Below are 22,662 nucleotides of genomic sequence, written 5' to 3'. Positions count from 1 at the left end.
CACACGATGGAGTCATGATCGGGACCATCCTTGCCTGGGGTACCGATGCGGTCAAACACCCTCATGTTCGGCCATGTCCCGGACAGGGCCGGGCGGAGCCGGGCAGCACCGGGCAGCGCTACGGCCCGCCGGGTCGCCCGGCGGGCCGTAGCGGAGGTCCCGGAGGATCACCCTCAGGTCTGGCCGTTCTTGACGATCAGTGAGCGCAGACCCTGCTGGAGGTACTCGCCGTACGAGATGGCCTGGTTCGTCTCCTTCTCCTGCGCGCCCTCCGGCCAGAAGGGTTCGAGCAGGCTGTTGTGGCCCGCGTTGAGGAAGAAGGGCAGGGACAGCCGTTCCGCGTTGACGAACTTCACGCGGTGGTTCGGGGCCGGGAAGTAGTCGTTGGTGAGGTGGCCCATGTACGTACCGCAGTTCACCAGGAAGTTGTCCTTCGACGTCGGCAGGTCCTGCCAGCCGTCGACCGTCTCGACCTGGAGGTTCTGCACCTGGGTCTGGTAGAGCACGGTGATCATCGAGACGTCCAGATGGTCCTCGAAGCTCAGCTTCATGCCGTCCGGACCCGTCTTCACCGGCGGGTAGTCCTCCAGGTACGGGTAGCGGATCATCGACACGGAGGACAGCGTGTCCTCCTTGGCGAGCGCGGCGTCGAAGAAGTTCTCGGGCTTTCCGAGCGCGAGGGCGAGCCCGCGCATGATCACCGTGGAGAGCTGGAGCATCTCGGCGAAGTACTTCTCGCCGAAGGGGCGGAAGCGCGGGTGGCGGTCCTCGTCGGGCCAGAGGTTCACCTCGTGCATCGGGGTCCCCGAGGCGATCATCGGGTGGTCCTCGCTGAACAGCGGGTTCAGGTAGCAGAAGGACTCGACCGCCTTCTTGCCCTTGATCGCCTTGTAGTAGCCGTTGCGTACGTGCGGGTTGTCCTTGTTGTACGCGTTGATCGCCAGGTCGTGCTTCTCCTGGTCGGTCATGGTCCGGTGGAACTCGTTGACCACGTCCTGGAGCAGTTGGACGTCCACTCCGTGATGGGACGCGTAGAAGAAGCCGGACCCGCGGCACGCCTTGTTGATCTGCTGGGCGACGTGCTTCTTGGCGTCCGCGTCGTCACCGAACAGCGGCGAGATGTCGATGGTCGGCACTTCGGCCGACGGCATCAGAACTGGCATGAAACCCTCCGTGGACTCTGTGGACTCTAGAGAAGGCATTGCGAGACGCGTTCACACATGCCGGCGACCAGGCGGTCGTTGCGTACCCACGAGTGGTGGGTCTCCCCGCGCAGCGGATGGATCTCGATCGACCGGGCGGGGAGCAGCGTGTCGAGGCCGTTGTACGGCGACCGCTGGTAGTACTCGAACAGCCGGCGCTGTTCGTCGTCGCGGACTATCTCGTTGAGCTCGTCCGCCTTGAACATCAGCAGTTTTCCGGTGCGTTCCGCCAGCCGGTCCAGGTCCTCCCGGCTCGGCGCGTAGTGGTAGTTGATCGGGTCGAGGATGTCCTCGACCTCGGCGAGGCCGATGTCGGCTGACGCCTGGCGCACGTTGAAGTACGGGTCGATGAGGAGCAGGTTGTCGATCGTCTCGCCGGCGCGCGTCAGTTGCAGCGACACCTCCAGCGAGAGGACTCCCCCGAAGCTCCAGCCGAGAAGGCTGTACGGGCCGGTCGGCTGGAGTTCCCGGATGTGCTCCTGGTAGTACCGGGCCAGGTCCTCGAACGAGGCCATGGGCGCGTGGAGATGGATGTTGTTGAACAGCACGAGCCGGTGGCCGGGCAGCCGTTGGGCGATGTTGCTGAGGTAGCTCTCGGCCCCGCCCTCGCCGGGCGGGAAGACGAAGAGGGTGCGCTCGGCGCTCTCCTCGTTGACGAGGATGTACGGGTCGAAGGCGTCCTCGGGGGCTGTCGGCCGGTCCGTCCGCGCGTGGCTCGTACCGGTGCGGGCCACGGCCTCCGTGTGGGCGGTCAGCTCTTCGAGCGCCGACTTCAGCGCGCTCACGAACCGCCGGGTGGTCGCCTCGCTCAGCCTGCTGTCGACCACCGTCACCAGGCGGCCACCGGTGCACCGCATCGTCACGTCGACACCGAACTGGTCCGCTCCCCTGTTGCGGTCGGAGATGTGGCTGCCGGACATCGACGAGTCGAGCTGCCAGCCCGCCCGCTCGTCCGGAGTCTGCTGCTCCTCGTCGGAGAGCCGGCCCAGGTAGTTGAAGCTGACCGTGGGAAGGGGGGCGCGCTCGCCGCCGTACCGGCCGAAGAGGGCTCCGTAACCGATCCCGTGATGCGGCACCCGCCGGAAGGCCTCCTTCGTGCCCAGGATGCTGCGGCCGAGATCCCGCGGGTCCGCCTCGACGGCCAGGGGGTACATCGTCGTGAACCATCCGACGGTGTCCCGGACGTCGGGCGCCCCCTCGAAGCGTTCGCGGCCGTGGCCCTCGACGGTGACGTAGTTCGTCGCCTGGCCCGTGACCGCGCGCAGCGCGAGACCGGTCGCCGTGAGCAGCAGGTCGTTCATCGTGGTGTCGTACGCCCAGTGGCTCTCGGTGAGCAGGGTCCGGGTGGCCGACGGGTCGAGCGCGAACTCCTCACGGTGGGTCTCGGCGTCGCGCGGGGGCGCGGTCAGCTCGCCGGCGGGCGCCGAGGCCATGCCCCGGGTGATCTCCGCCCAGAGCCGCCGCTCGTCCTCGCCGGGGACATATCCGCGCAGGGCCTGGGCCCACTGGCGGTAGCTGCTCGTCTTCTCCTCCAGCTCACCGCCGTGGTACAGGATCTCCAGGTCCTGCGCGAGGATGTGCCAGCTGACGGTGTCGACGATCAGGTGGTGCAGGGCGAACCAGATCCGTGCCGTGCCGTCCGCGAAGCCGTGGAGGTACGCCACACAGTGGGTCGGTCCCTCCGCGAGGTCGAATCCGCTCTGCCACTCGGCGAGCCGGCCGCTGATCTCCTCGTCGCTCAGGTGAGTGACGTCGAGTTCGTGCAGGACGGTCTCCGGGCTGCCGCCGTAGGTCTGGGTGACCTCCGCGCCCGTTCCGGTGTAGCGCAGACCGAAGGCGTCGTGGTGTCCGACGAGCCGGGTCAGGGCCGGGCGGAGCTTCGCCACGTCGAGCGGCGGGGTCGTGACGGCGAAGTTGTGGTTCCACCAGTCGCGGTCCGCCAGTGGCTTCGCGAAGAACCATTCCTGGATGGGCAGCAGCGGGCAGTCACCGCTCAGCCGCCCCTGCTCGGGCGCTTCCCCGTCGTGCCCGCCCGCGTCCCGGACGGATTCCGGGCCGGACAGTACGTTGTCGGCGAGCCGGCGCACGGTCGGGAAGTCGAAGATGTCCTTGACGCCGACCTTGCGTCCCACTTCCCGCTGGACCTGGCTCGCCAGGTGCAGGGCGCTGATGCTGTCGCCTCCCGAGCGGAAGAAGTCGTCGTCGATGCCCACCGAGGCGACGGGCAGCTGCGCGGTCCACAGCTGGCACAGCCGGGCTTCCGTACGGCTGCGCGGAGGGGCGTAGGCCGCCCGTTTCACCGAGAGGCCCGCCTGCGGCAGCGCCTTGGTGTCGAGCTTCCCGTTGATGGTCATCGGGAGCGGCCTGTCGAGTCGCACCAGCAGCGCCGGGACCATGCTCGGCATGAGCTGGGCCCGCAGGGTGGCGAAGATCCCGTCCTCGTCGACGCTCGCGTCGCTGTCCGCCACGTAGTAGCCGACCAGTCGCTTGCTGCCCGGCGTGCGTTCGTCCGCCGTGACGACGACGGCGCACTCGCGGACGTCCGGACAGGTGGCCAGGACCGCTTCGACCTCGCCGAGTTCGATGCGCAGGCCGTTGATCTTGACCTGGGCGTCGTTGCGTCCGACGTACTGGATCTCGCCGTCGCGGGTGCGCCGGACGAGGTCGCCGGTGCGGTAGATGACCGGACACCGGCCGTCCTCGCGCTCGGCCTCGGTGCGGAACGGGTTCGGCAGGAAGCGCTCGCTCGTCAGCTCCGGCCGGTTCAGGTAGCCGTGCGTGACGCACTCGCCCGCGACGTACAACTCTCCGACCGCACCGGGCGGAAGCAGTTCCCGCGCCTCGTCGAGCACGTACAGCCGGGTGTTGCCGAGCGGCCCGCCGAAGGTGTTGCGGTAGCTCTCGCCGGGCTCGAAGCGCCGGTTCGTGTTGTAGACCGCGGTCTCCGTGGTCCCGTAGGCGTTGACGAGCGGCCCGGCGTACTCGCGCCGGATCTTGTCGAAGTGGCTCTCGTGGAACGCCTCCCCCGCGACCAGCACACAGCGCAGCTCCGTCAGACGCGCGAGGTCGAACTGCTGGATCTGGGTCGGCGTACCGCTGAGATACGTCAGTCCGGCGCGGTTGGCGTACGCGTAGAAGCCGTCGTCGTGGGCGGGTGAGGGCGGCGGGACGATGAGCTTGTGGCCGGCCAGGACGGAGAGTGCCAGCTGCTCGACGGAGAAGTCGAAGACGTAGTTCGCCAGGAACAGGACGCCGTGGCGTGCGGTGCCCGACGTCTCGAAGTAGCGCCCGTCCAGCTGCTGCCGGAAGCTGTCCACCGCGCGGTGCGGGACGAGGACGGCCTTGGGCTTGCCCGTGGTGCCCGAGGTGTAGATCGCGTACGCCACGTCCTCCGCGGTGACCCGCGTGACCGGGTTCTCCGCGGACCGGTAGCCCATGGGCAGCCGGTCGATGTCCACCACCTGGGTGTCCGCCGCGGCCGGCAGGCCGCGCAGCCGCTCGCCGTGGGCCGCTTCGGTCACGACCAGCCGGGCGCCGGTGTCCTCCAGCATGAAGGCGATGCGGTCGTCGGGGTAGCCCGGGTCGATGGGGACGTACGCCGCCCCGGCCTTCCACACCGCGAGGATCGCCGTGATCATCAGCTCGCTCTTGTCCAGCACCAGGCCGACCAGGTCGTTCGGCTTGAGCTCGACGACCGAGCGGAGGTAGTGGGCCAGCCGGTTCGCCCCTTCGTTGAGCCTGCGGTAGGTCAGCGTCGTGTCGCCGCATACGACCGCGTCGTCGTCGGGCCGGGCCGCCGCCATCTCCTCGAACACCGCGTGGAGTGTCCGGGCGGGGAGTGCCCGTTCGGTGCTGTCGTCGGCGGCCGGCAGGGCCGCCCGGTCCTCTTCGGCGAGGCGGGTGACGTCGGCCAGCCTGGCGCGGTCGCCGAGCGAGGACAGCCGGGCGAACTCCGCCAGGATCTGCCGGAAGGTGGTGATGAACCCGGCGGCGCTCGCGTCGTCGAAGAGCGAGGCGGCGTAGGTCAGGTTGCCCGCCAGGCCGTCCGGGGTCTCGGTGAGCGTGGCCGAGAGGTCGAACTTGGTGGCCGTCCAGCCGCCGGCGTCCGGCGTGTACGGGACGAGTGCCGGGTGGTCGTCCGCCGCCGGGGCGCCGTCGGCGCGGTCGGTGACGTTCTGGAGGGTGAAGTTGATCTGGAGGACGGGGTGGCGGCTCGGGTCCTTCTCGGGGTCGAGTTCCTTGACCAGTTGCTCGAACGGCAGCTCACCGTGCACCTGCGCCGCGACGACGTTTCCGCCGACCGCGTGGACGTAGTCCGTGAGTGTCGCGTCCGGGTCGATCCGCACGCGCAGGGCGAGGAGGTTGGCGAAGAAGCCGATCGTGCGGTCGAACTCCGGGCGGCCCCGGTTGGCGGAGGGGGTTCCCACGACGAAGTCGTGCTGTCCGGTGTACGTGTGGAGCATGAGGCCCCACGCGCCGAGCAGCACGCTGTACAGGCTCACCCGGGCCGACTGGGCCAGGGCCTTGAGCGCCTGGGTGGTCGGCTCGTCGAGGGCGAACTCGATCTCGCGGCCCCGGTAGTCGAAGCGGGGCGGGCGTGGCCGGTCCAGCGGCAGCCTGGTCGTCTCGAAGCCGGCCAGCGCGTCCGTCCAGAACGCGGTCAGCTCCGAGAGCCGCCGGCCGCTCAGATACTGGCGCTGCCACACGGCGAAGTCCGCGTACGTGCCGCGGATCGCGCCCAGCTCCGTGGCGGGCACGCCGCCGAGCAGGGCCGTCAGCTCCCGGCGGAAGGTGTTCCAGGACCAGCCGTCGAAGCAGCTGTGGTGCAGGACGAGGCTCAGGTAGAAGCCGCCGCGGTCCGTGGTGAGCTCGAACAGATCGGCGCGGAGCGGCAGTTCCTCGTCGAGGCGGAACACGTACCCCTGGGCCCCGACGAGCCGTTCGTCGAGCTCCGTGGTGCTGCCGACCGTGTGCGTGGCCGGCTGGAACAGGGCAGCCGCCTCGTCCTCCGGCAGCGTGTACTGCCGCCTGACACCGCCGGCGTCCGTCCTGAGCAGGGTGCGCAGCGCGGGATGGCGGCGCAGCAGGGTGCGCAGGGCCTCGCCGACCGTGTCCCGCGAGACGCCGTCGTCCGTCGCGATCCGCAGGACGAACGGGATGTTGTACGCGGCGGTGCCGCCCTCGAACTCGTCGATGAACAGCAGGCGTTCCTGGGCGAGCGACACCAGGGGCTCGCCCGCCCCTTCCGCGGCGCGTCCGGCGGCCGGCTCGAAGGGCTCCTCGTCGGCCTGGGCGGCCATCTCCTGGATGTGCGCCGCCTGCGCCCCGAGCGTCGTGTGCTGGAGCACGGTCGCGACACCGAGGCCGCGGCCGAAGCTGGTGGTGATGGCCTGGGCGAGCGCCATGGCGCGGATGCTGTCGCCGCCGAGCGCGAAGAAGTCCTCGTGCACCCCGATGCGGTCGGGGGCGACGCCGAGCACCGTGGACCAGATGCCGCAGAGCTTGGTCTCGATGTCGTTGGAGGGGGCGACGTACTCGGTGCTGTCCCCCGGTCCGAAGTCCGTCTCCGGGAGCCTCTTCGTGTCGAGCTTTCCGCTGGGGGTCACGGGGATGTCCGTGATCCGCAGGATGCGGGCGGGGACGATGGCCTCGGGCAGCTTGGCCCGCATCCACTGCTTCACGTCCTGCTCGTCGAGCTCGCGGTCGCAGACGTAGAAGCCGACGAGGTACTTCTGCGCGGCCGCGGACGCCGTCGCCCCGTGCTCGCGGGCGATCACCAGGGACCGGGTCACCCCCTCGTACGAGGACAGGGCGGCCTCGACCTCGCCGAGCTCGACCCGCTGTCCGCGGATCTTGACCTGGAGGTCGGTGCGGCCCAGGCACTCCAGCTCGCCGTTGGGCAGCCACCGGGCGAGGTCACCCGTCTTGTAGACGCGTGCGTTCCGGCCCTCCGCCTTCTCCTCGGGGGTCTGGAACGGGTTGTCCACGAACCGGTCGGCCGTCAGCTCGTCCCGGTTGAGATAGCCGCGGGTGACGCCGGTCCCGCCGATGTAGAGCTCGCCCATGCCACCGACCGGGACCCGCTGCATCGCCTCGTTGAGCACGTAGCAGGCGGTGTTCGCGACCGGGTGGCCGATGCTCTTGGTGGCGCGCCGCTCGCCCGGCGCGTACAGCCGTTTGTGGCTCGTGATGGAGATCTCGGTCGGCCCGTAGCCGTTGATGATCGTCTTCCCGAACGTCCCGCGGATCTTGTTGAACACGGGCTCGGTGAAGTCCTCACCGATCGCGTCGATGCGGGTCAGGGACGTGGTGGTGGAGTAGTCGTACAGCGAGAGCACCGACGGGGTGCCGGAGAGGTACGTGACCTGCTCGTCGTTGATGTAGGCGTACAGGCGCTCGGTGTCCGTGCGCATGCTGTCGTCGAGGACGACGAGCTTCTGCCCGTTGAGCAGCGCGTCGGTCATCTGCTCGACGAAGTGGTCGAAGACGTAGTTGGAGAACGAGAGGAGTGCCTCGTCCCCCTTCTCCTTCGCCAGGCCGAACAGCCTGGCCACGGAGACCTGGAGGTTGACGACGCCCCGGTGCTCGACGAGTACGGCCTTCGGCTTGCCGGTGGTGCCCGAGGTGTAGATCGCGTACGCCAGGTCGGTGCTGGTCACCGTGGTGGCCGGCGCGTGGGCCGGCTGCTCGTCCAGCGGCAGCCGCTCGATGTCCAGGACCCGCAGTCCGGCGTCCGCGGTGACGGTCCGCAGCCGCTCGCCGTGGATCTCGTTGGTCACCACCATGCGGGCGGTGGTGTCCGCCAGCATGAACGCGATCCGGTCGTCGGGATAGGCCGGGTCGATCGGCACGTACGCCGCCCCGGCCTTCCACACCGCCAGGATCGCCGTGATCATCAGCTCGCTCTTGTCGACCACCAGGCCGACCAGGTCGTTCGGCTTCAGTTCGGCGACCGACCGCAGATGGTGGGCCAGCCGGTTCGCCCGCTCGTCCAGCTGCCGGTAGGTGAGGCGGCGGTCGCGGTAGACGACGGCGTCCTCGTCGGGCCAGGCCGCCGCCATCTGCTCGAAGACGCCGTGGAGGGTCTGCTCGGCGGGGAAGGGCGTCTCGGTGCGGTTCCACTCGTCGTAGCGCTCGACCATCGCCGGCGAGACCAGGTCGAGGCTGTCGACGGGCCGTGCGATGTCGTCCGCGACCTGCCGGAACAGGGTGTCCGTGGCGTCGAGGAGGGTGTCGATCGTGGAGTCGTCGAACAGCTCGCCCGCGTACCAGAGGGTGACCGTCAGCTCGTCGTCCTCCTCGCGTGCCACGACGGCCAGCGGGTAGTCGACCTTGTCCGCGTCGTACCCCTTCTCGAAGCGCAGGAGTTCGTCGTGCTCCTCCGCCTCCTCCAGGAGCCGGGGGTAGTTCTCCAGGACGAGCAGGGTGTCGAAGAGCCGGCGCTTCATTCCGCCGGTCTGGAGCCGGCCGAGCTCCACCGTGCTCTTGCTGTTCATCGTGTTGACGGCGGCCTGGATGTCGCTGATCGCGGCGCCGACCGTCCGCCGCGCCTGGTCGTCGTGGTCGACGATCAGCGGCAGCGTGTTGATGAACAGGCCGACCGAGTCCTCGATGGCGTCCACGTGGAGATTGCGCCCGGAGACGATCGTGCCGACCACCGTGGTGTTCCCGCCGCCGATGGCGTACAGCACCTTGTGCCAGACGAACTGGAGCACCGAGTGCAGGGTCACCGAGTTCGTCGCGCACCGCGCCTTGAGTTCGGCGGTCAGGTCCGCGCCGAGGCACAGCTTCTTCGTCCGGTGCTCACGGATGTGGTCGTAGTCGCTCAGCGCGACCTGGTAGCGGATCTCCTCCTTGAGCAGTCCGCCGAAGTCACCGCGCTCGTCGATGCGCTCGATCTGCTGGACCCAGTAGTCGGCGTGGTCGTCCCGGTGCGCCTCCCAGTGCCGCTGCGCCGCCACGTACGCGTGGTCGACGGCCGGTTCGGTCCCGGCGCCGCGGATCAGACGGAGGTAGGTGCGGTGGACGTCGTCGTGGAGTACGGGCAGGCTCCAGCCGTCCATGATGAGGTGGTGGCAGCTGAAGATCAGCGAGTACAGGTCCTCGCGCTGCTTGACCAGGTAGACGCGGAACAGCCGGCCGGCCGCCGGTTCGTACGGCTCGGTCCGGTCGCGTTCCTGGAGTTCCTTGATACGGGCGTCCTGCTCACCGGGGTCCGCGATCTCGCTCAGGTCGACGAAGCGCCAGTCGAACGGCTTGGCGTCGTGCTCGATGATCTGGAGCGGTTCCTCGGCCCACTCGAAGCGCAGCCGGAGCGCGGGGTACTTCCGCTGGGCGTCCTGCCACGCCTCCCTCATCTGCTCGGGCTGGATGCGGCACCGGTAGCGGTGCACCGACTGCATGACGTAGGCGTCGTCGCCGTTGCGGCTCTTCAGCGCGTGGTAGAGCAGGCCCTGCTGAAGGCCGTTGGCACGCAGGCGCAGGGACTCGCCCTCGCTCAGGGACTCCTGGACGGCCTTCTGTGCTTCCTCCTGCCGCGGTCCCTGCTCCAGCCTGCGGTCCAGGTGCCGGGCCAGTTCGCCGAGGGTCCTGAGGGTGAAGACGTCCTCCACTCCGACGAACACGCCCAGTTGCTGGCGTACGCGTGCGATGAGCAGGATGCACGAGATGCTCTGGCCGCCGAGCCGGAAGAAGTCGTCGCCGTCGCCGATCCGGGCGGCCGGCACTCCGAGGACGGTGCTCCAGATCTCGCGGAGACCGTCCAGGACACCGTCCGCCGGCCGCGCCGCGCGGTCGGCGGGATCCGCTGCCGTGCCGGGCCTGGCGGCGTCCACCTCCGGCAGGGCGCGCCAGTCGACCTTGCCGTTGATGTTGACCGGGATGCTGTCGAGGCGGACCATCCGGGCGGGGACCATGATCCGGATCAGCCGCTGTTCGAGGAAGGCCAGCAGCTCGTCCTCGGTCACCTCCGCCGAGGGTTCGGTGAGGTAGTAGCCGGCCAGGTAGCGGTCACTGGGGCCGCCGGCCCCTTCGCGGGCCACGACGACACACTTGCGTACACCGGGGAACTCGGTCGCCTGCGCCTCGATCTCGCCGGGCTCCACGCGGACGCCGTTCAGCTTCAGCTGGAAGTCGCTGCGGCCCATGAACTCGACCTCGCCGGAGGGCAGGAGCCGTGCCAGGTCGCCGGTCTTGTAGATGCGGGCGTTCTGGCCGCTCGCCACCTCCTGCTCCGAACGGAACGGGTTCGGTGTGAAGCGCTCGGCGGTCAGGTCGTCCCGGTTGAGATAGCCGGGGGCCACCCCGCGTCCGCCGATGTACAGCTCGCCGATCGCGCCGATCGGCAGCTGCTTCAGGTTCTGGCTCAGCACGTACCACTTGACGTTGCGGACCGGGCGGCCGATGCTGCGGTCCTTGCGCTCCGTGACGCCCGGCGCGAATTCCTTCACGGCGGTGACGAAGGCGGCCTCGGTGAAGGCGTACTCGTTGATGATGTGGCCGGAGAAGTTCTCGCGGAGCCGGCGGAGCCCGGCCGCGGTCAGTTCCTCGCCGACCAGCAGGATCTTCTTCAGACTCGGACATCGGCGCAGGTCGAAGTACTGGATCACCGATCCCGTGGCGTTGAGATACGTGATGCCGTTGCTCTCCAGGAACACCGGGAAGCGGTCCGGGTCGAGCCTGACCCGCTCGGGGACGATCACCAGCGTCTGCGAGTTGATGAGCGCGATCAGGGTCTGGCGCAGATGCGGTTCGAAGACGTACGAGGCGAAGAGCGCCACCCGCTCCTCGCCGGGCCGCCGCATGTCGTAGCGCTCGGAGAGGTCCGTGATGCTGTTCACGACGCTGTCGTGGTACTTGGGCACGCCCTTCGGCACGCCGGTCGTGCCGGAGGTGTACGTCAGATAGGCGAGGTCGCCGCTGCCGAGCGGCAGTCGCGGGTTCTCCAGGACCGCGCTCCCGGCCCCGGCCTGCTCGGCCAGGACGGTCTCGACCTCGATGACGCGCACGTCCGCGTGGTCGGCGCCGAGCATGTCCCGCAGCCGCGCCGCGTGCCGCTGGTTGGTGACGATGCCGGAGAGGCCGGTGTCGCGTACGGCGAACCTGACTCGCTCCGCCGGGTAGCCGGGGTCGATCGGGACGTAGGCCGCGCCGGCCTTCCAGATGCCCAGGGTGGCGACGACACCGAGGTCGCTCTTGTCGAGGTACAGCCCGACGAGTTCCTCCGGGCGGACCCCGGCGCCGGGGCCCAGCAGCCAGTGCGCGAACTGGTTGGAGCGCTCGTTGACCTCGCGGTACGTCAGCGTGATGTCGCCGAAGACGACGGCCTCCCGGTCCGGCGACCGCAGGACGGCGTCCTCGAAGAGGTTGTTCAGCCGCTTGTCCCGCGGGAAGTCACCGTCGGTGGCGTTCCACTCCCGGATCTGCTCGCGCTGCTCGCGCGACACCAGTTCGATATCGGCCACGAGGAGGGTGGGGTGGCTGAGGAACTGGCCGAGTACCTCGTGTACGACATCGAGGACACCGGCGATCGTCCGGTCCTCGAAGAACTCGCCCGCGTAGGCGATCGTCCAGCTCAGTGCCCCGCCGGTGTCCCGGACGACCATGGTGAGCGGGGACGACGGCAGTTCGGCCAGCGTGACCTGGTGGTCCGCGAGTACGAGGAGCGCGTCGAACAGCCCGCGCTGGAGCAGCTCGTCCGGGCTGCCGTACGCGTCCTTCTGCCGCAGCGCGTCGTCGAGTTCCCGTACCGCCGCGAGGCAGGTGAGCCCGGACTGGGCCACGTGGTCGACTATGACGGGAAGAATGCGGGAGTGTTGCGGCTCCATTGCGGCGGTGGCGTCGACGAACGCGGCGACCGTCCGGTTGCCGTGGCCGTACGCGCGCATCACGCTGTGGAGCGCGGCGAGCGCGAACGCACCGACCGACACGCCGTCGTGACCGGCCAGTGCGTTTTTGAGCGTCGTGTAGTCCTGCCCGCCGATGGACAGTTCCCGGAATTCCGTCGCACGAATGCCGGGGTCGTCGTCCCGTACCGCGATCTTGTTGCGCCACTCGTCCTTGAGCAGCATTTCCAGATCGCAGCGCTCGCCCGATACTCCATCGATGCGGGCCGACCACTCCGCGGCGGTCGTCGGGAACCGTGCTGACGTCATGGGTGGGATCTCCGTCTTTTCTCGTAGCGGCAGCAGGTCGGGCTACACGTGGTGTCAGGCGGTGGGCTCTGCGACGCTGAGGGCCAGCGCCTCCAGGGCCTGGTCGATCTCGCTCTCGGAGATCGTCAGCGGCGGGCGGAACCGCAGGCTGCGGTCACCGCAGGGCAGGGCGATGACCTGGTGTTCCTGGAGCATCCGGCGCAGGACCTCGTCACGGGTCCGGGTGTCGGGCAGGTCGACGGCGCGCATGAGGCCGCGGCCGCGGGCGTTGGTCACGACGTCGGAGTGCTTGACGGCGATGGCTTCGAGGCCGTCACCGAGGTAGGTGCCGAGCCGGCCGACGGTGTCGAAGAGCCGTGTGCGCTCGATCGTCTCGAGGATCCGCGTGGCCCGGACCATGTCGGCGAGGTTGCCGCCCCAGGTCGAGCTGATCCGGGAGGAGACGGCGAAGACGTTGTCCGTGACCTCGTCGATCCGGCCGCCGCCCATCACTCCGCAGACCTGCGTCTTCTTGCCGAAGGCCACCAGGTCGGGCTCCAGGCCCAGTTGCTGGTAGGCCCAGGCGGTGCCGGTGATGCCGCAGCCGCTCTGGACCTCGTCGAGGACGAACAGTGCGTCGTACTGGCGGCAGAGCCGCTGCATGGCCTGGAGGAAGCCGGCGCTCAGGTGGTTGTCGCCGCCCTCGCCCTGGATCGGTTCGGCGATGAAGCAGGCGATCATTCCGTCGGCCGCGCGGAACGCCGCCTCGGCGGCCTGGAGGGCCTGCTGCTCGGCCTCCTCGTTCGCCCGGGCGTGGTCGGCGAGGGGGTGCCGGAGCGCGGGCGAGGGGATGCGCGGCCAGGCGAACTTGGGGTACCGGGTGGTCTTGGAGACCTCGGTGTTGGTGAGCGACATGGTGTAGCCGCTGCGGCCGTGGAACGACCGCTCCAGGTGCAGCACCTGGAGACCGTTGACGCCGTCGTCGTCGAGGCCCAGCTTCTGCGCCTTCCAGTCGAAGGCGGCCTTGAGCGCGTTCTCGACAGCCAGCGCCCCGCCGTCCACGAAGAACAGGTGCGGCAGCGCCGGGTCCCCGAGCACCCGGGCGAACGTCCTGACGAACTCGGCGTACGGAATCGTGTACAGGTCCGGGTTCGACGGCTTGTTGACGGCGGCGGCGGCGAGCTCCCGCATGAACGCCTCGTCGTCGGTTATGCAGGAGGGATTCATACCGAGCGGCGCGGAGGCGAAGAAGGAGAAGAGATCGAGATAACTCTTTCCGGTGACACCGTCGACGAGCCTGCTTCCCGAACTGGCCGCCAAATCGAGTACGAATCCGTAGCCGTCGACAAGAACGTGCGGTTCAAGCGCACGATGTACGTCCCCGGCATTCAGAGCCGCTTTCTCGGGAATTCCGTCTCCGGTAATTCCTTCTTTTTCACCCGTTGTTGACATTGCCACAGACATTGCGTCTCCCAGTGTCGTCCTCGGTGAAACCGGAGAGGCGTATATGCGGCACCCTCCCAGGTCAGCGCACCAGTTCTATGACCAACAACTCTTGACGCTCTCTTCTACGGCTCTTGCGGACCTCTTTCGGACGACTGGTGTCCGATAAGGAACAGTGGCCAGGAAAAGGTATGGACAGCACCAGAAAGATGCCTACACTGACGTGGCCCGCCTACAGCGCGTAACACGCGAAAGAATTTCGGATCGGCCCGATATATGTCGGCAGGCCCCTGTTCTGTCTTATGTGTCCGTTGTCAATGGGCGGGAGAACCACATGGCCGATACCGACTGGGCCGGCGCCCGTGAGCAGATGCTCCTCGACCCGACGGTCGTGAACCTGAACACCGGCTCCGGCGGGCCGTTGCCCCGGAGCGTCTTCGAGCGCGTCACCGCCCTGCGCGGCCGCCTCGCCCACGAGCCGATGGACTTCCTGCTCCGTGACGTACCCCCGCTGCTGTGGCGGGCGCGCGAGTCACTGGCCGCCTTCGTGGGGAGCGAGCCGCACCGCCTGGTCCTCACCACCAATGTCACCGCGGCCGTCAATCTGGTGGCGTCCTCGCTACGGCCGGCCGCGCCGGGCGAGATCCTGATGAGCGACCACGAGTACGCGCCGATGCGGTGGTGCTGGGAACGCATGGCACAGGAACACGGACTGACCGTACGGACGTTCCGGCTGCCGGAGATGCCCCGCGATCCGCAGGAGATCGTCGACGCCGCGGTCGCCGCGATGAACGCGCGGACCCGGCTGCTCTTCTTCAGTCATGTGGTGTCGTCGACGGGACTGGTGCTGCCGGCCGCGGAACTGTGCGAGGAGGCCCGCAGGCGCTCCGTCCTCACCATGATCGACGGCGCCCACGCCCCGGCGTTCACCGCGCTGGACCTGGCCGCCCTGCCCTGCGACTACTACGCGGGAAGCGGCCACAAATGGCTGCTGGCCCCCACCGGGGTCGGATTCCTGCACATCGGCGCGGACCGTACGGAGACCCTGCGGCCGCCCCAGGTGAGCTGGGCCTACCACCCCCCGGCCGGAAGCGGGCCGCCGGACGCGCCCGACCGGTTCGGCAGCACCCCCCGCCTGCGCAGACTGGAGTGCGAGGGAACGCGGGACATCTGCCCGTGGCTGACCCTGCCGGAGGCCATCGGCTTCCAGGCGGAGCTCGGACACGACAGAATCCGCTCACGTATGCGCGAGACGGCACAGTACGCACGCCGGCGCCTCACCGGCTGGTGCGGCCTCGAACCCGCCACCCCGGACTCGGCGGAGCTGTCCGGCGGGATGGTGGCGTTCCGGCTGCCCGGAGGTACGGACGCGGACGGACTGCGCCGCGGCCTCTGGGAGAACTTCCGGATCGAGTCGGCGGTGGCCGAGCGACCGGACGGGGCCCTGATCCGGGTCTCGGCGCACTTCTACACCACCGAGGCCGAGATCGATGTCCTGGCCCAGGCGCTGAAGGACTCGCAGGACCGAGGATCCCTACCTCGGACGTAGTGGCAGCTCCGGGTACCGGCCGAGGAACGGCCGGCACCCGGCACGATCGACCAGGAGTCGGCATGGTTACCGCAGTCAGCAGCACCGAAGACATACGCGTCCGGGCGGAGAACGCCCTGGCCAGGTGTGGAGTCGAACTCACCGCGGTCAAGGGCGACGCCCTGACCGCCCGCACGCCGGTCACCGGCCAGGACCTGTTCGGACTGCGCGCCGACACCCCGGCCGACATCGACCGGGCCGTCGAGGCCGCGCACGCCGCGTTCCTCACGTGGCGGACCACCCCGGCGCCGGTCCGCGGCGCGCTGGTCAAGCGGCTCGGCGAACTGCTCACCGAGCACAAGGAGTCCGTGGCCGACCTGGTCACCGTGGAGGCCGGCAAGATCCGCTCCGAGGCACTCGGCGAAGTGCAGGAGATGATCGACATCTGTGACTTCGCGGTGGGCCTGTCCCGGCAGCTCTACGGCCGCACGATGCCGTCCGAGCGCCCGGGCCACCGGCTGATGGAGACCTGGCACCCGCTGGGCGTGGTCGGTGTGATCAGCGCCTTCAACTTCCCCGTCGCCGTGTGGGCGTGGAACGCGGCGGTGGCCCTGGTCTGCGGTGACACCGTGGTCTGGAAGCCGTCCGAGCTGACCCCGCTGACCGCGCTGGCCTGCTCCGCCCTGCTCGACCGCGCCATCGCCGAGACGGGTGCCCCGGCGCACCTCAACCAGGTGGTGCTCGGTGGCGCGGAGGCCGGCACCCAGCTGGTGGACTCGCCGCTGGTGCCGCTGATCAGCGCGACCGGCTCGACCCGGATGGGACGCGAGGTCGGCCCCCGGGTGGCTGCCAGGTTCGGGCGCACCATCCTGGAGCTCGGCGGGAACAACGCGGCCGTGGTCACCGCTTCGGCCGATCTCGATCTCACCCTGAACGCCGCCGTGTTCTCGGCGGCGGGCACGGCCGGCCAGCGGTGCACCACGCTCCGCAGGCTGATCGTGCACGCCGACATCGTGGACACCGTCGTCGAGCGGCTCGCCACCGCGTACCGCAGGCTGCCGGTCGGCGACCCGTTCCGGGAATCGACCCTGGTCGGGCCGCTGGTGAACGAGGCGGCGCACGCCAGGATGCGCGAGTCCCTCGACCGGGCGGTCCAGGAGGGCGGCACCGTGGTCGTCGGCGGTGAACGCCAGCTCGAGGACGCGGCGCCGGACGCTGGTTACGTACGGCCCGCCCTCGTGAGGATGCCCGCGCAGACCGCCGTCGTACGGGAGGAGACCTTCGCGCCCATCCTGTACGTCCTGACCTACCGGGACCTCGACGAGGCGATCCGGCTGCACAACGACGTACCGCAGGGGCTGTCGTCCGGGATCTTCACCGCGGACCAGAGCGAGGCCGAACGGTTCCTGGCGGCGGACGGCGCGGACTGCGGCATCGTCAACGTCAACATCGGCACCTCGGGCGCCGAGATCGGCGGGGCGTTCGGCGGCGAGAAGGAGACCGGCGGCGGCCGCGAGTCCGGCTCCGACGCCTGGCGCGCCTATATGCGCCGCGCCACCAACACCGTGAACTACTCGGGCAAGGTGGCCCTCGCGCAGGGGGTGGACTTCTCCCAGTAGAGCGGTTGAGACGTACGGCACCGTCCTGGCTGAACGGCTCCTGGGGAGGGACATGCGTGGCGGGTCCACTGCCACGTCGACGCTCGCGTTGGCGTGTGCGGCGCAGTTCATAGTTCTGTTCGACGTCTCGGTGATCACCGTCGCGCTCCCTTCGATGCAGAGGGAACTCGGCTTCGACCCGGCGAACCTCCAGTGGGTCGTCAGCAGTTACGCCCTGGCGTTCGCCGGGCTGCTGCTGCTGGGCGGGCGGCTGGGCGATCTGTACGGGCACCGGCGGGTGTTCCTCATCGGCCTCTCGATCTTCGTGGTCGCGGGGACGGCCGGAGGGCTCGCCACGTCGCCCGCGCTGCTGATCGCGGCGCGGGCGGCGAAGGGCGTCGGGGCGGCCGTACTCGCCCCGCTGGCCCTGACCATGGTGACCACCACGTTCCCCGAAGGGCCGCGGCGGACCAGGGCGCTCGCGATCTGGACCGCGGTCAGTCTGGCGGGCGGGGCGTCGGGCAATCTCTTCGGCGGCCTTCTGACCGAGTACCTGTCCTGGCGTTCGGTGCTGCTGATCAACGTGCCGATCGGGATTCCCCTGCTGCTGCTCGCCGCCCGGCTGCTCAAGGGGCGTACCGCTCCGGCGCGGCGGGTCCGGCTCGATCTGCCCGGCGCGGTGCTGGCCACGGCGGGGCTGGCCCTGGTCACCCTCGGCATCGCCCAGGCCCGCGTCCACGCCTGGACCGACCCGGCCACCGCCCTGCCGCTCGCCGGGGGGATCGTCGCCCTCGCCGCCTTCGTGGCGGTGGAGAAGTGGTACGCGGCCCAGCCGCTGGTACCGCCGGGGCTGTTGAGGCTGCCCGGCGTCGGCTGGGGGAACGTCGGGATGATGCTGGCCGGAGCGGGCTTCCACATCCCGATCTGGTACTTCCTGACCCTCACCATGCAGGGGGTGCTGCACTACAGCGCCGCGCAGACGGGCCTGGGATTCCTGCCGCACACCGTGGTGATGCTGCTGGTCGGACTGTTCCTGACCCCGTGGCTGATGCGGTACGTGCAGGCCCGCGTCCTGATCGCCTGCGGGGCGCTCGTCGCCGCGGCGGGCTTCCTCTGGCAGAGCGGCATCAGTCCGGACAGCGGTTACCTCGGCGGCATACTCGGACCGGCGGTGGTGATCTCCTTCGGCGGCGGGCTCGTGAGCACCCCGCTGACCCTCACGGTCACCTCCGGAGTCGGAGCCGCCGAGGCCGGTGCGGCGTCCGGACTGGTCAACACCTCGCGGCAGTTCGGCGGGGCGTTCGGCCTCGCGGTGCTGCTCACCCTCACGACCAGCGGCGCCGCGGGACCGCCGGCCGCGCTCATGGAGAGCTACGGAAACGCCTTCCGGGCCATGGCCGTCATCCTGGTCGCCCTCGCCGCGATCGCCCCCCTGCTGCCCGCCCAGCGCCATCTGACGCGCAGGGGCCAGGACGCGCCGGCATCGGATGAGGAGGTGCGGAAGACAGGAGAGCGTCAGAAGAGCGCCAAGTGACACGATGGCGTGGACGAGCCGATTCAGCCGCGGTCGAGATCTGTCGATCTCCCGCCACGTCAAGGTCTCCGCCCCCAGGGAGCCTGCTTTCGTGTGCCTGCGGGCGCCGGTTCCCGGGTGCGGTCACGCGCCCTGTCCTGGGCGCGTACACCAGGAAAAGGACGGGAACTTGAGACGCAGCGTATTAAGGCGTGCGCGTGTTTCGGTGGCCGCTGTCGTCGCAGTCGCGGTGGCCTGCGGTGTCGGGACGACGCAGGCCTTCGCGGACGCAGTACCCCCGGGAGCGGCGAACGGCTGGTCCTCACCGACCGCGCCCTCGGCCGACGGGACCGACCCGGGGATCAAACCCCGCTCGGTTCCCGCCAAGAAGCGCTCCGACGTGCTGGGCAAGGGCTACCGGTCGTCGTCGGACCAGGCGTTCACCACATCGGGTGATGGCTCGGGCTTCCACGTGATGGTGGCCGACGAGAAGGACGGCTACCGGTGGAAGACCGCCGCCTCGCTGTCCGAGCCGGGCTTCGACACGGACGCGTGGATCGGCAACGCCTGTGTGACCGAGTCGGGACGGTACGCCGCCGTGGCGTACGCCCCCCGTACGTTCACGAACAAGCCCGACCTGATGAGCCGCGGCGCGTTCACCGCCGTCGTGGACCTGCGCAGCGGCGATGTGCGCAAGCTGCCGTTCCAGGCCACGCTGGCGTACTTCTCCCCGGGCTGCGGCACGGGCGAGGACGTGGTGTTCTCCCAGTTCACCGACGAGAACACCTCGAAGAAGAACGAGACCCGGCTGGTCCGGGTCGCGGCCGCCACGGGCACCTCCGCCAAGGCGACGATCGCGGGCCAGGTCACATCGGCGGTTCCGGTCGGCGGCGAGATCGTCGCCGCGCGCGGCCGGCAGGTCGTGAAGATCAACGGGTCGACGGTGCGGACGGTGGCCCTCACCCACGCGCCGCCGTTCCAGCTGAAGCCGGACGCCGACGGCGGGGTGACCTTCATCGACCGCCTCCCCGGCGGAAAGGCGGGGTCCTCGGCCGATGACCAGGCGGCCGTGTCCCGGGTCACCGCGAGCACGCTGCGGACCGCGAACGGCAAGGGCAGGGCGGCCAAGCTCGCTCAGGGCGGCCTGAGCCGGTTCGACATCGCGCGTACGCCCTCGGGTGCGGTGTACGTCACCGGTGAGGCGCGCAGCAACGGGGCGCTGCCCTCCGCCGTCCGCAACCCGGGCGGCATCGCCAAGGACGCGCGGATCTCCAGCCGCGGCGCCGCCGCGGTGACCACCGCGTGGGCCGACGGCAAGGACTCGCGGATCTCGGTGAAGGACGCCGCCGCACCGCGCGCCACCCGGATCACCCTGAAGGCGCTCGACACGGGGAAGACAGCGGTGCTGGACGCCGCTCCGGGCAACCGGATCGGCGACGAGAAGGCCCAGCGCGCCGCGACCGCGACGAGCCCGGCCCTGACCGCGGCCCCGAAGTCCGGCGGCGTGTCGACGATGGCTTCGCCGGTCGACGCGGACCGGACGTGCTCGGTGCCGAGGAACGACCCGAAGAAGCAGGCGTTCCAGCCGACCCCGCGGCAGATCGAGTGGGCCGTGGACCAGGCCGTCGTCGGCCAGCTCAACAAGAGCGCGTCGAGGCCGGCGAACTGGAAGAACACCGGCATGGCGGCCTACGGGCCGCAGTCGATGTTCCCCCTGACGCCCCTGGCGGGCGGCAGCGGTGCCGACTGGCACGTACCGGCACAGGTGATGCTCGGCATCACCGCGCAGGAGTCGAACATGTGGCAGGCCACCCGGTACGCGGTACCGGGCGTCTCGGCCAACTCGCTGATCGGTAACTTCTACGGCATCGAGTACGCGTCCGACGGTGAGCAGAGCGACCCCTGGCTCATCAACTGGAGCAAGTCCGACTGCGGTTACGGCGTCACCCAGGTCACCGACGGCATGCGGCTCCCGGGCAAGGGCCAGCCGACGAAGACGGTGGCGCAGCAGGAGGCCATCGCGCTCGACTACGCGGCGAACATCGCGGCGGGCGTGAACATCCTGATCGAGAAGTGGAACCAGACGCGCGCCGACGGCCTGACGATCAACGGCGGCGACCCGAAGTACATCGAGAACTGGTTCTTCGCCCTGTGGGCGTACAACAGCGGTTACTACACGCAGGCTTCGTCCGGCACCACCTCCGGCAAGTGGGGCGTGGGGTGGACGAACAACCCGGCGAACCCGCTGTGGAAGGAGAACCGCACCCCCTTCCTGGAGGACTACGCCGGTTACGACGACTACAGCCACGCCGCGCACCCGCAGGACTGGCCGTACTCGGAGAAGGTCATCGGCTGGGCGGCCCGGCCGCTCGCGGCGATGTTCAAGCCCGGTGACTTCCAGCCCGGTTACCGCGCCGCCTGGTGGACGTCCACGGCCAACCGTACGACGGCCAAGCCGCCGATCAGCCTGTTCTGCGACTCCAGCAACGACTGCAACCCGTCGAAGATCGGCACGGGTGCGACGAACAACACCGGCGGCGGCCCCTGCCTGCTGCCCGGCGACCCGAACGAGTCGGACCCGCTGTACCTGAAGTGCTGGTTCCACAAGTCCGTCACGTGGAAGAACTGCACCACCAGCGCCCAGTGCGGGCACCCGCTCCACCGGTTCGACACCACGTATCCGGAACAGCCGGACGAGAACTCCTACCCGCCGCGGTGCGCGTCCGGACTGCCCACCGGCACGAAGATCGTCGACGACGTCCCCAACGGCGTCACTCCCGTGGGGTCCGCGGGACGATCGTGCGGGGCGGTGGTCTCGTCGGGAACGTTCAACTTCGACTTCGGCACCGCCTCCTCCCGCATCGACCTCCATCAGATCGGTGCGGCGCACAACAACCACTTCTGGTTCACGCACACCAACAAGGCCGGAACGACGGACGCCACCCGTCTGAAGACCACCGGCACCTGGACGCTGGGCACGGCGGACCGGGGCTGGATGCGGGTCTGGGCGCACGTGCCCGACCACGGTGCTCACACCCGTCAGGCCGCCTACACGGTGGGCGGCACGAACTCCACCAGTCCGAAGCGGGTGAAGCCCCAGCGGGTACTGGAGAACAAGTGGGTGTCGCTCGGGGCGTTCAACTTCACCGGCGTGCCCACCGTGGCGCTGTCGAACGTGACCGAGGACGGCAAGGGCACGGAGGACGTGGCGTGGGACTCGATCGGCTTCGAGCCGCTGGGTGCCAAGCCGACCCACCAGGTCGTCGCCATGGGCGACTCGTACTCCTCGGGTGAAGGCGCCTCCGAGAACGCCGGCGACGACTACTACAACGATTCCGACTACTACGACCCGCAGCAGCCGGACACCGAGAACAAGTGCCACCGGTCCAAGTACGCCTGGTCGCGTCAGGCCACGCTGCCCGGCTACGCCAAGTCCATCGGGCAGATGGCCGACGACCGCGACAAGATCATGGACTACCAGTTCATCGCGTGCTCGGGTGCCCGGTACTACAACATCCTCTCCACGGGCCAGAACAGCGAGCTGCCGCAGATCCAGCAGGGTTACCTCGACCAGAACACCACGCTGGTCACCCTGTCGGTCGGTGGCAACGACGCCCGGTTCGCCGACATCGTCCAGGAGTGCATCACGGCCGGGACCGTGTGCAACAACAACTCCATCGAAGCCGTCAACCCCGACAACGGGAGCAAGACAGGTGGCGAGACGGGGTCCTTGGAGGTATGGGCACCGAAGTGGCTCAACGAGCAGATCCGGCCGCGTCTGACCGGCATGCTCAACGAGCTCCACAAGAAGGCGCCGAACGCGAAGATCGTGCTCATGGGCTACCCGAGGCTCCTTGAGGGCGTCGGTGGCTGTGTCCTCGGTATCGGTACCGAGGAGGCGCCGTGGCTGAACAGCATGGCGGACACGCTGGCCAAGGAGATGCAGGGCGCCGTCGACGACGCCAACCGCCTGTACGCGGCCAAGGCGGTGTTCTCCGACCCGCGCGACGAGTTCGCCGGGAAGGCGATCTGCGGTGATCCGGAGACGGTGCACGGCATCGTGCTCTCCGGTCACGCCAAGGCCGATGCCCGTGACCCGGACTGGCTGCCGGGCAACGTCGCACCGTCCATGAAGTCGTTCCACCCGAAGACCCCGGGGGCGCGACTGTACGCCGACAGTCTGCAACACACGCTGTAGGTACGGAGAAAGGGCGGGGACCTGAGTACGTGTACTCAGGTCCCCTGC

Annotated in this window: 7 protein-coding genes; 4 read left to right on the top strand and 3 right to left on the bottom strand. The window is 69.4% G+C overall.

Annotation, left to right across the window (positions count from 1 at the left end; genetic code table 11):
• Positions 1 to 173: 173 nt before the first annotated feature.
• The 3 genes from AC07FA_RS15175 to lat are packed head-to-tail and all read right to left on the bottom strand — an operon-like array spanning position 174 to position 13,786.
• Positions 174 to 1,163 (bottom strand): 2OG-Fe(II) oxygenase family protein, encoded by a 990-nt coding sequence (locus tag AC07FA_RS15175; RefSeq protein WP_479075777.1) that lies wholly within the window; start codon positions 1,161 to 1,163, stop codon positions 174 to 176.
• Between the two features lie 26 nt (positions 1,164 to 1,189).
• Complete coding sequence (locus AC07FA_RS15170) at positions 1,190 to 12,355, bottom strand: amino acid adenylation domain-containing protein (RefSeq protein WP_479075776.1); 11,166 nt, start codon at positions 12,353 to 12,355, stop codon at positions 1,190 to 1,192.
• A 54-nt stretch (positions 12,356 to 12,409) separates the two neighbouring features.
• Positions 12,410 to 13,786, bottom strand: coding sequence for an L-lysine 6-transaminase (gene lat / locus AC07FA_RS15165; RefSeq protein ID WP_479075775.1), 1,377 nt, complete (start codon positions 13,784 to 13,786; stop codon positions 12,410 to 12,412).
• A gap of 325 nt (positions 13,787 to 14,111) precedes the next feature.
• Here lat and AC07FA_RS15160 point away from each other — a divergent pair, with 325 nt between their 5' ends.
• The 4 genes from AC07FA_RS15160 (at position 14,112) to AC07FA_RS15145 (ending at position 22,614) form a co-directional block, all read left to right on the top strand.
• Positions 14,112 to 15,326 (top strand): aminotransferase class V-fold PLP-dependent enzyme, encoded by a 1,215-nt coding sequence (locus AC07FA_RS15160; RefSeq protein WP_479075773.1) that lies wholly within the window; start codon positions 14,112 to 14,114, stop codon positions 15,324 to 15,326.
• 62 nt (positions 15,327 to 15,388) lie between these two features.
• Positions 15,389 to 16,924: an L-piperidine-6-carboxylate dehydrogenase gene (gene amaB, locus AC07FA_RS15155; RefSeq protein WP_479075772.1), complete on the top strand. Its 1,536-nt coding sequence runs from the start codon at positions 15,389 to 15,391 to the stop codon at positions 16,922 to 16,924.
• A gap of 52 nt (positions 16,925 to 16,976) precedes the next feature.
• Positions 16,977 to 18,437, top strand: a complete 1,461-nt coding sequence (locus AC07FA_RS15150; RefSeq protein WP_479075771.1) for an MFS transporter — start codon at positions 16,977 to 16,979, stop codon at positions 18,435 to 18,437.
• Between the two features lie 205 nt (positions 18,438 to 18,642).
• Positions 18,643 to 22,614, top strand: a complete 3,972-nt coding sequence (locus tag AC07FA_RS15145) for an SGNH/GDSL hydrolase family protein (protein WP_479075770.1) — start codon at positions 18,643 to 18,645, stop codon at positions 22,612 to 22,614.
• The last annotated feature ends 48 nt before the right edge of the window (positions 22,615 to 22,662 follow it).

The organism is Streptomyces sp. NPDC045968 (assembly GCF_056430475.1).
The sequence above is the reverse complement of the archived record's forward strand: the minus strand, read 5'-3'. Positions and strand labels throughout refer to the sequence as shown.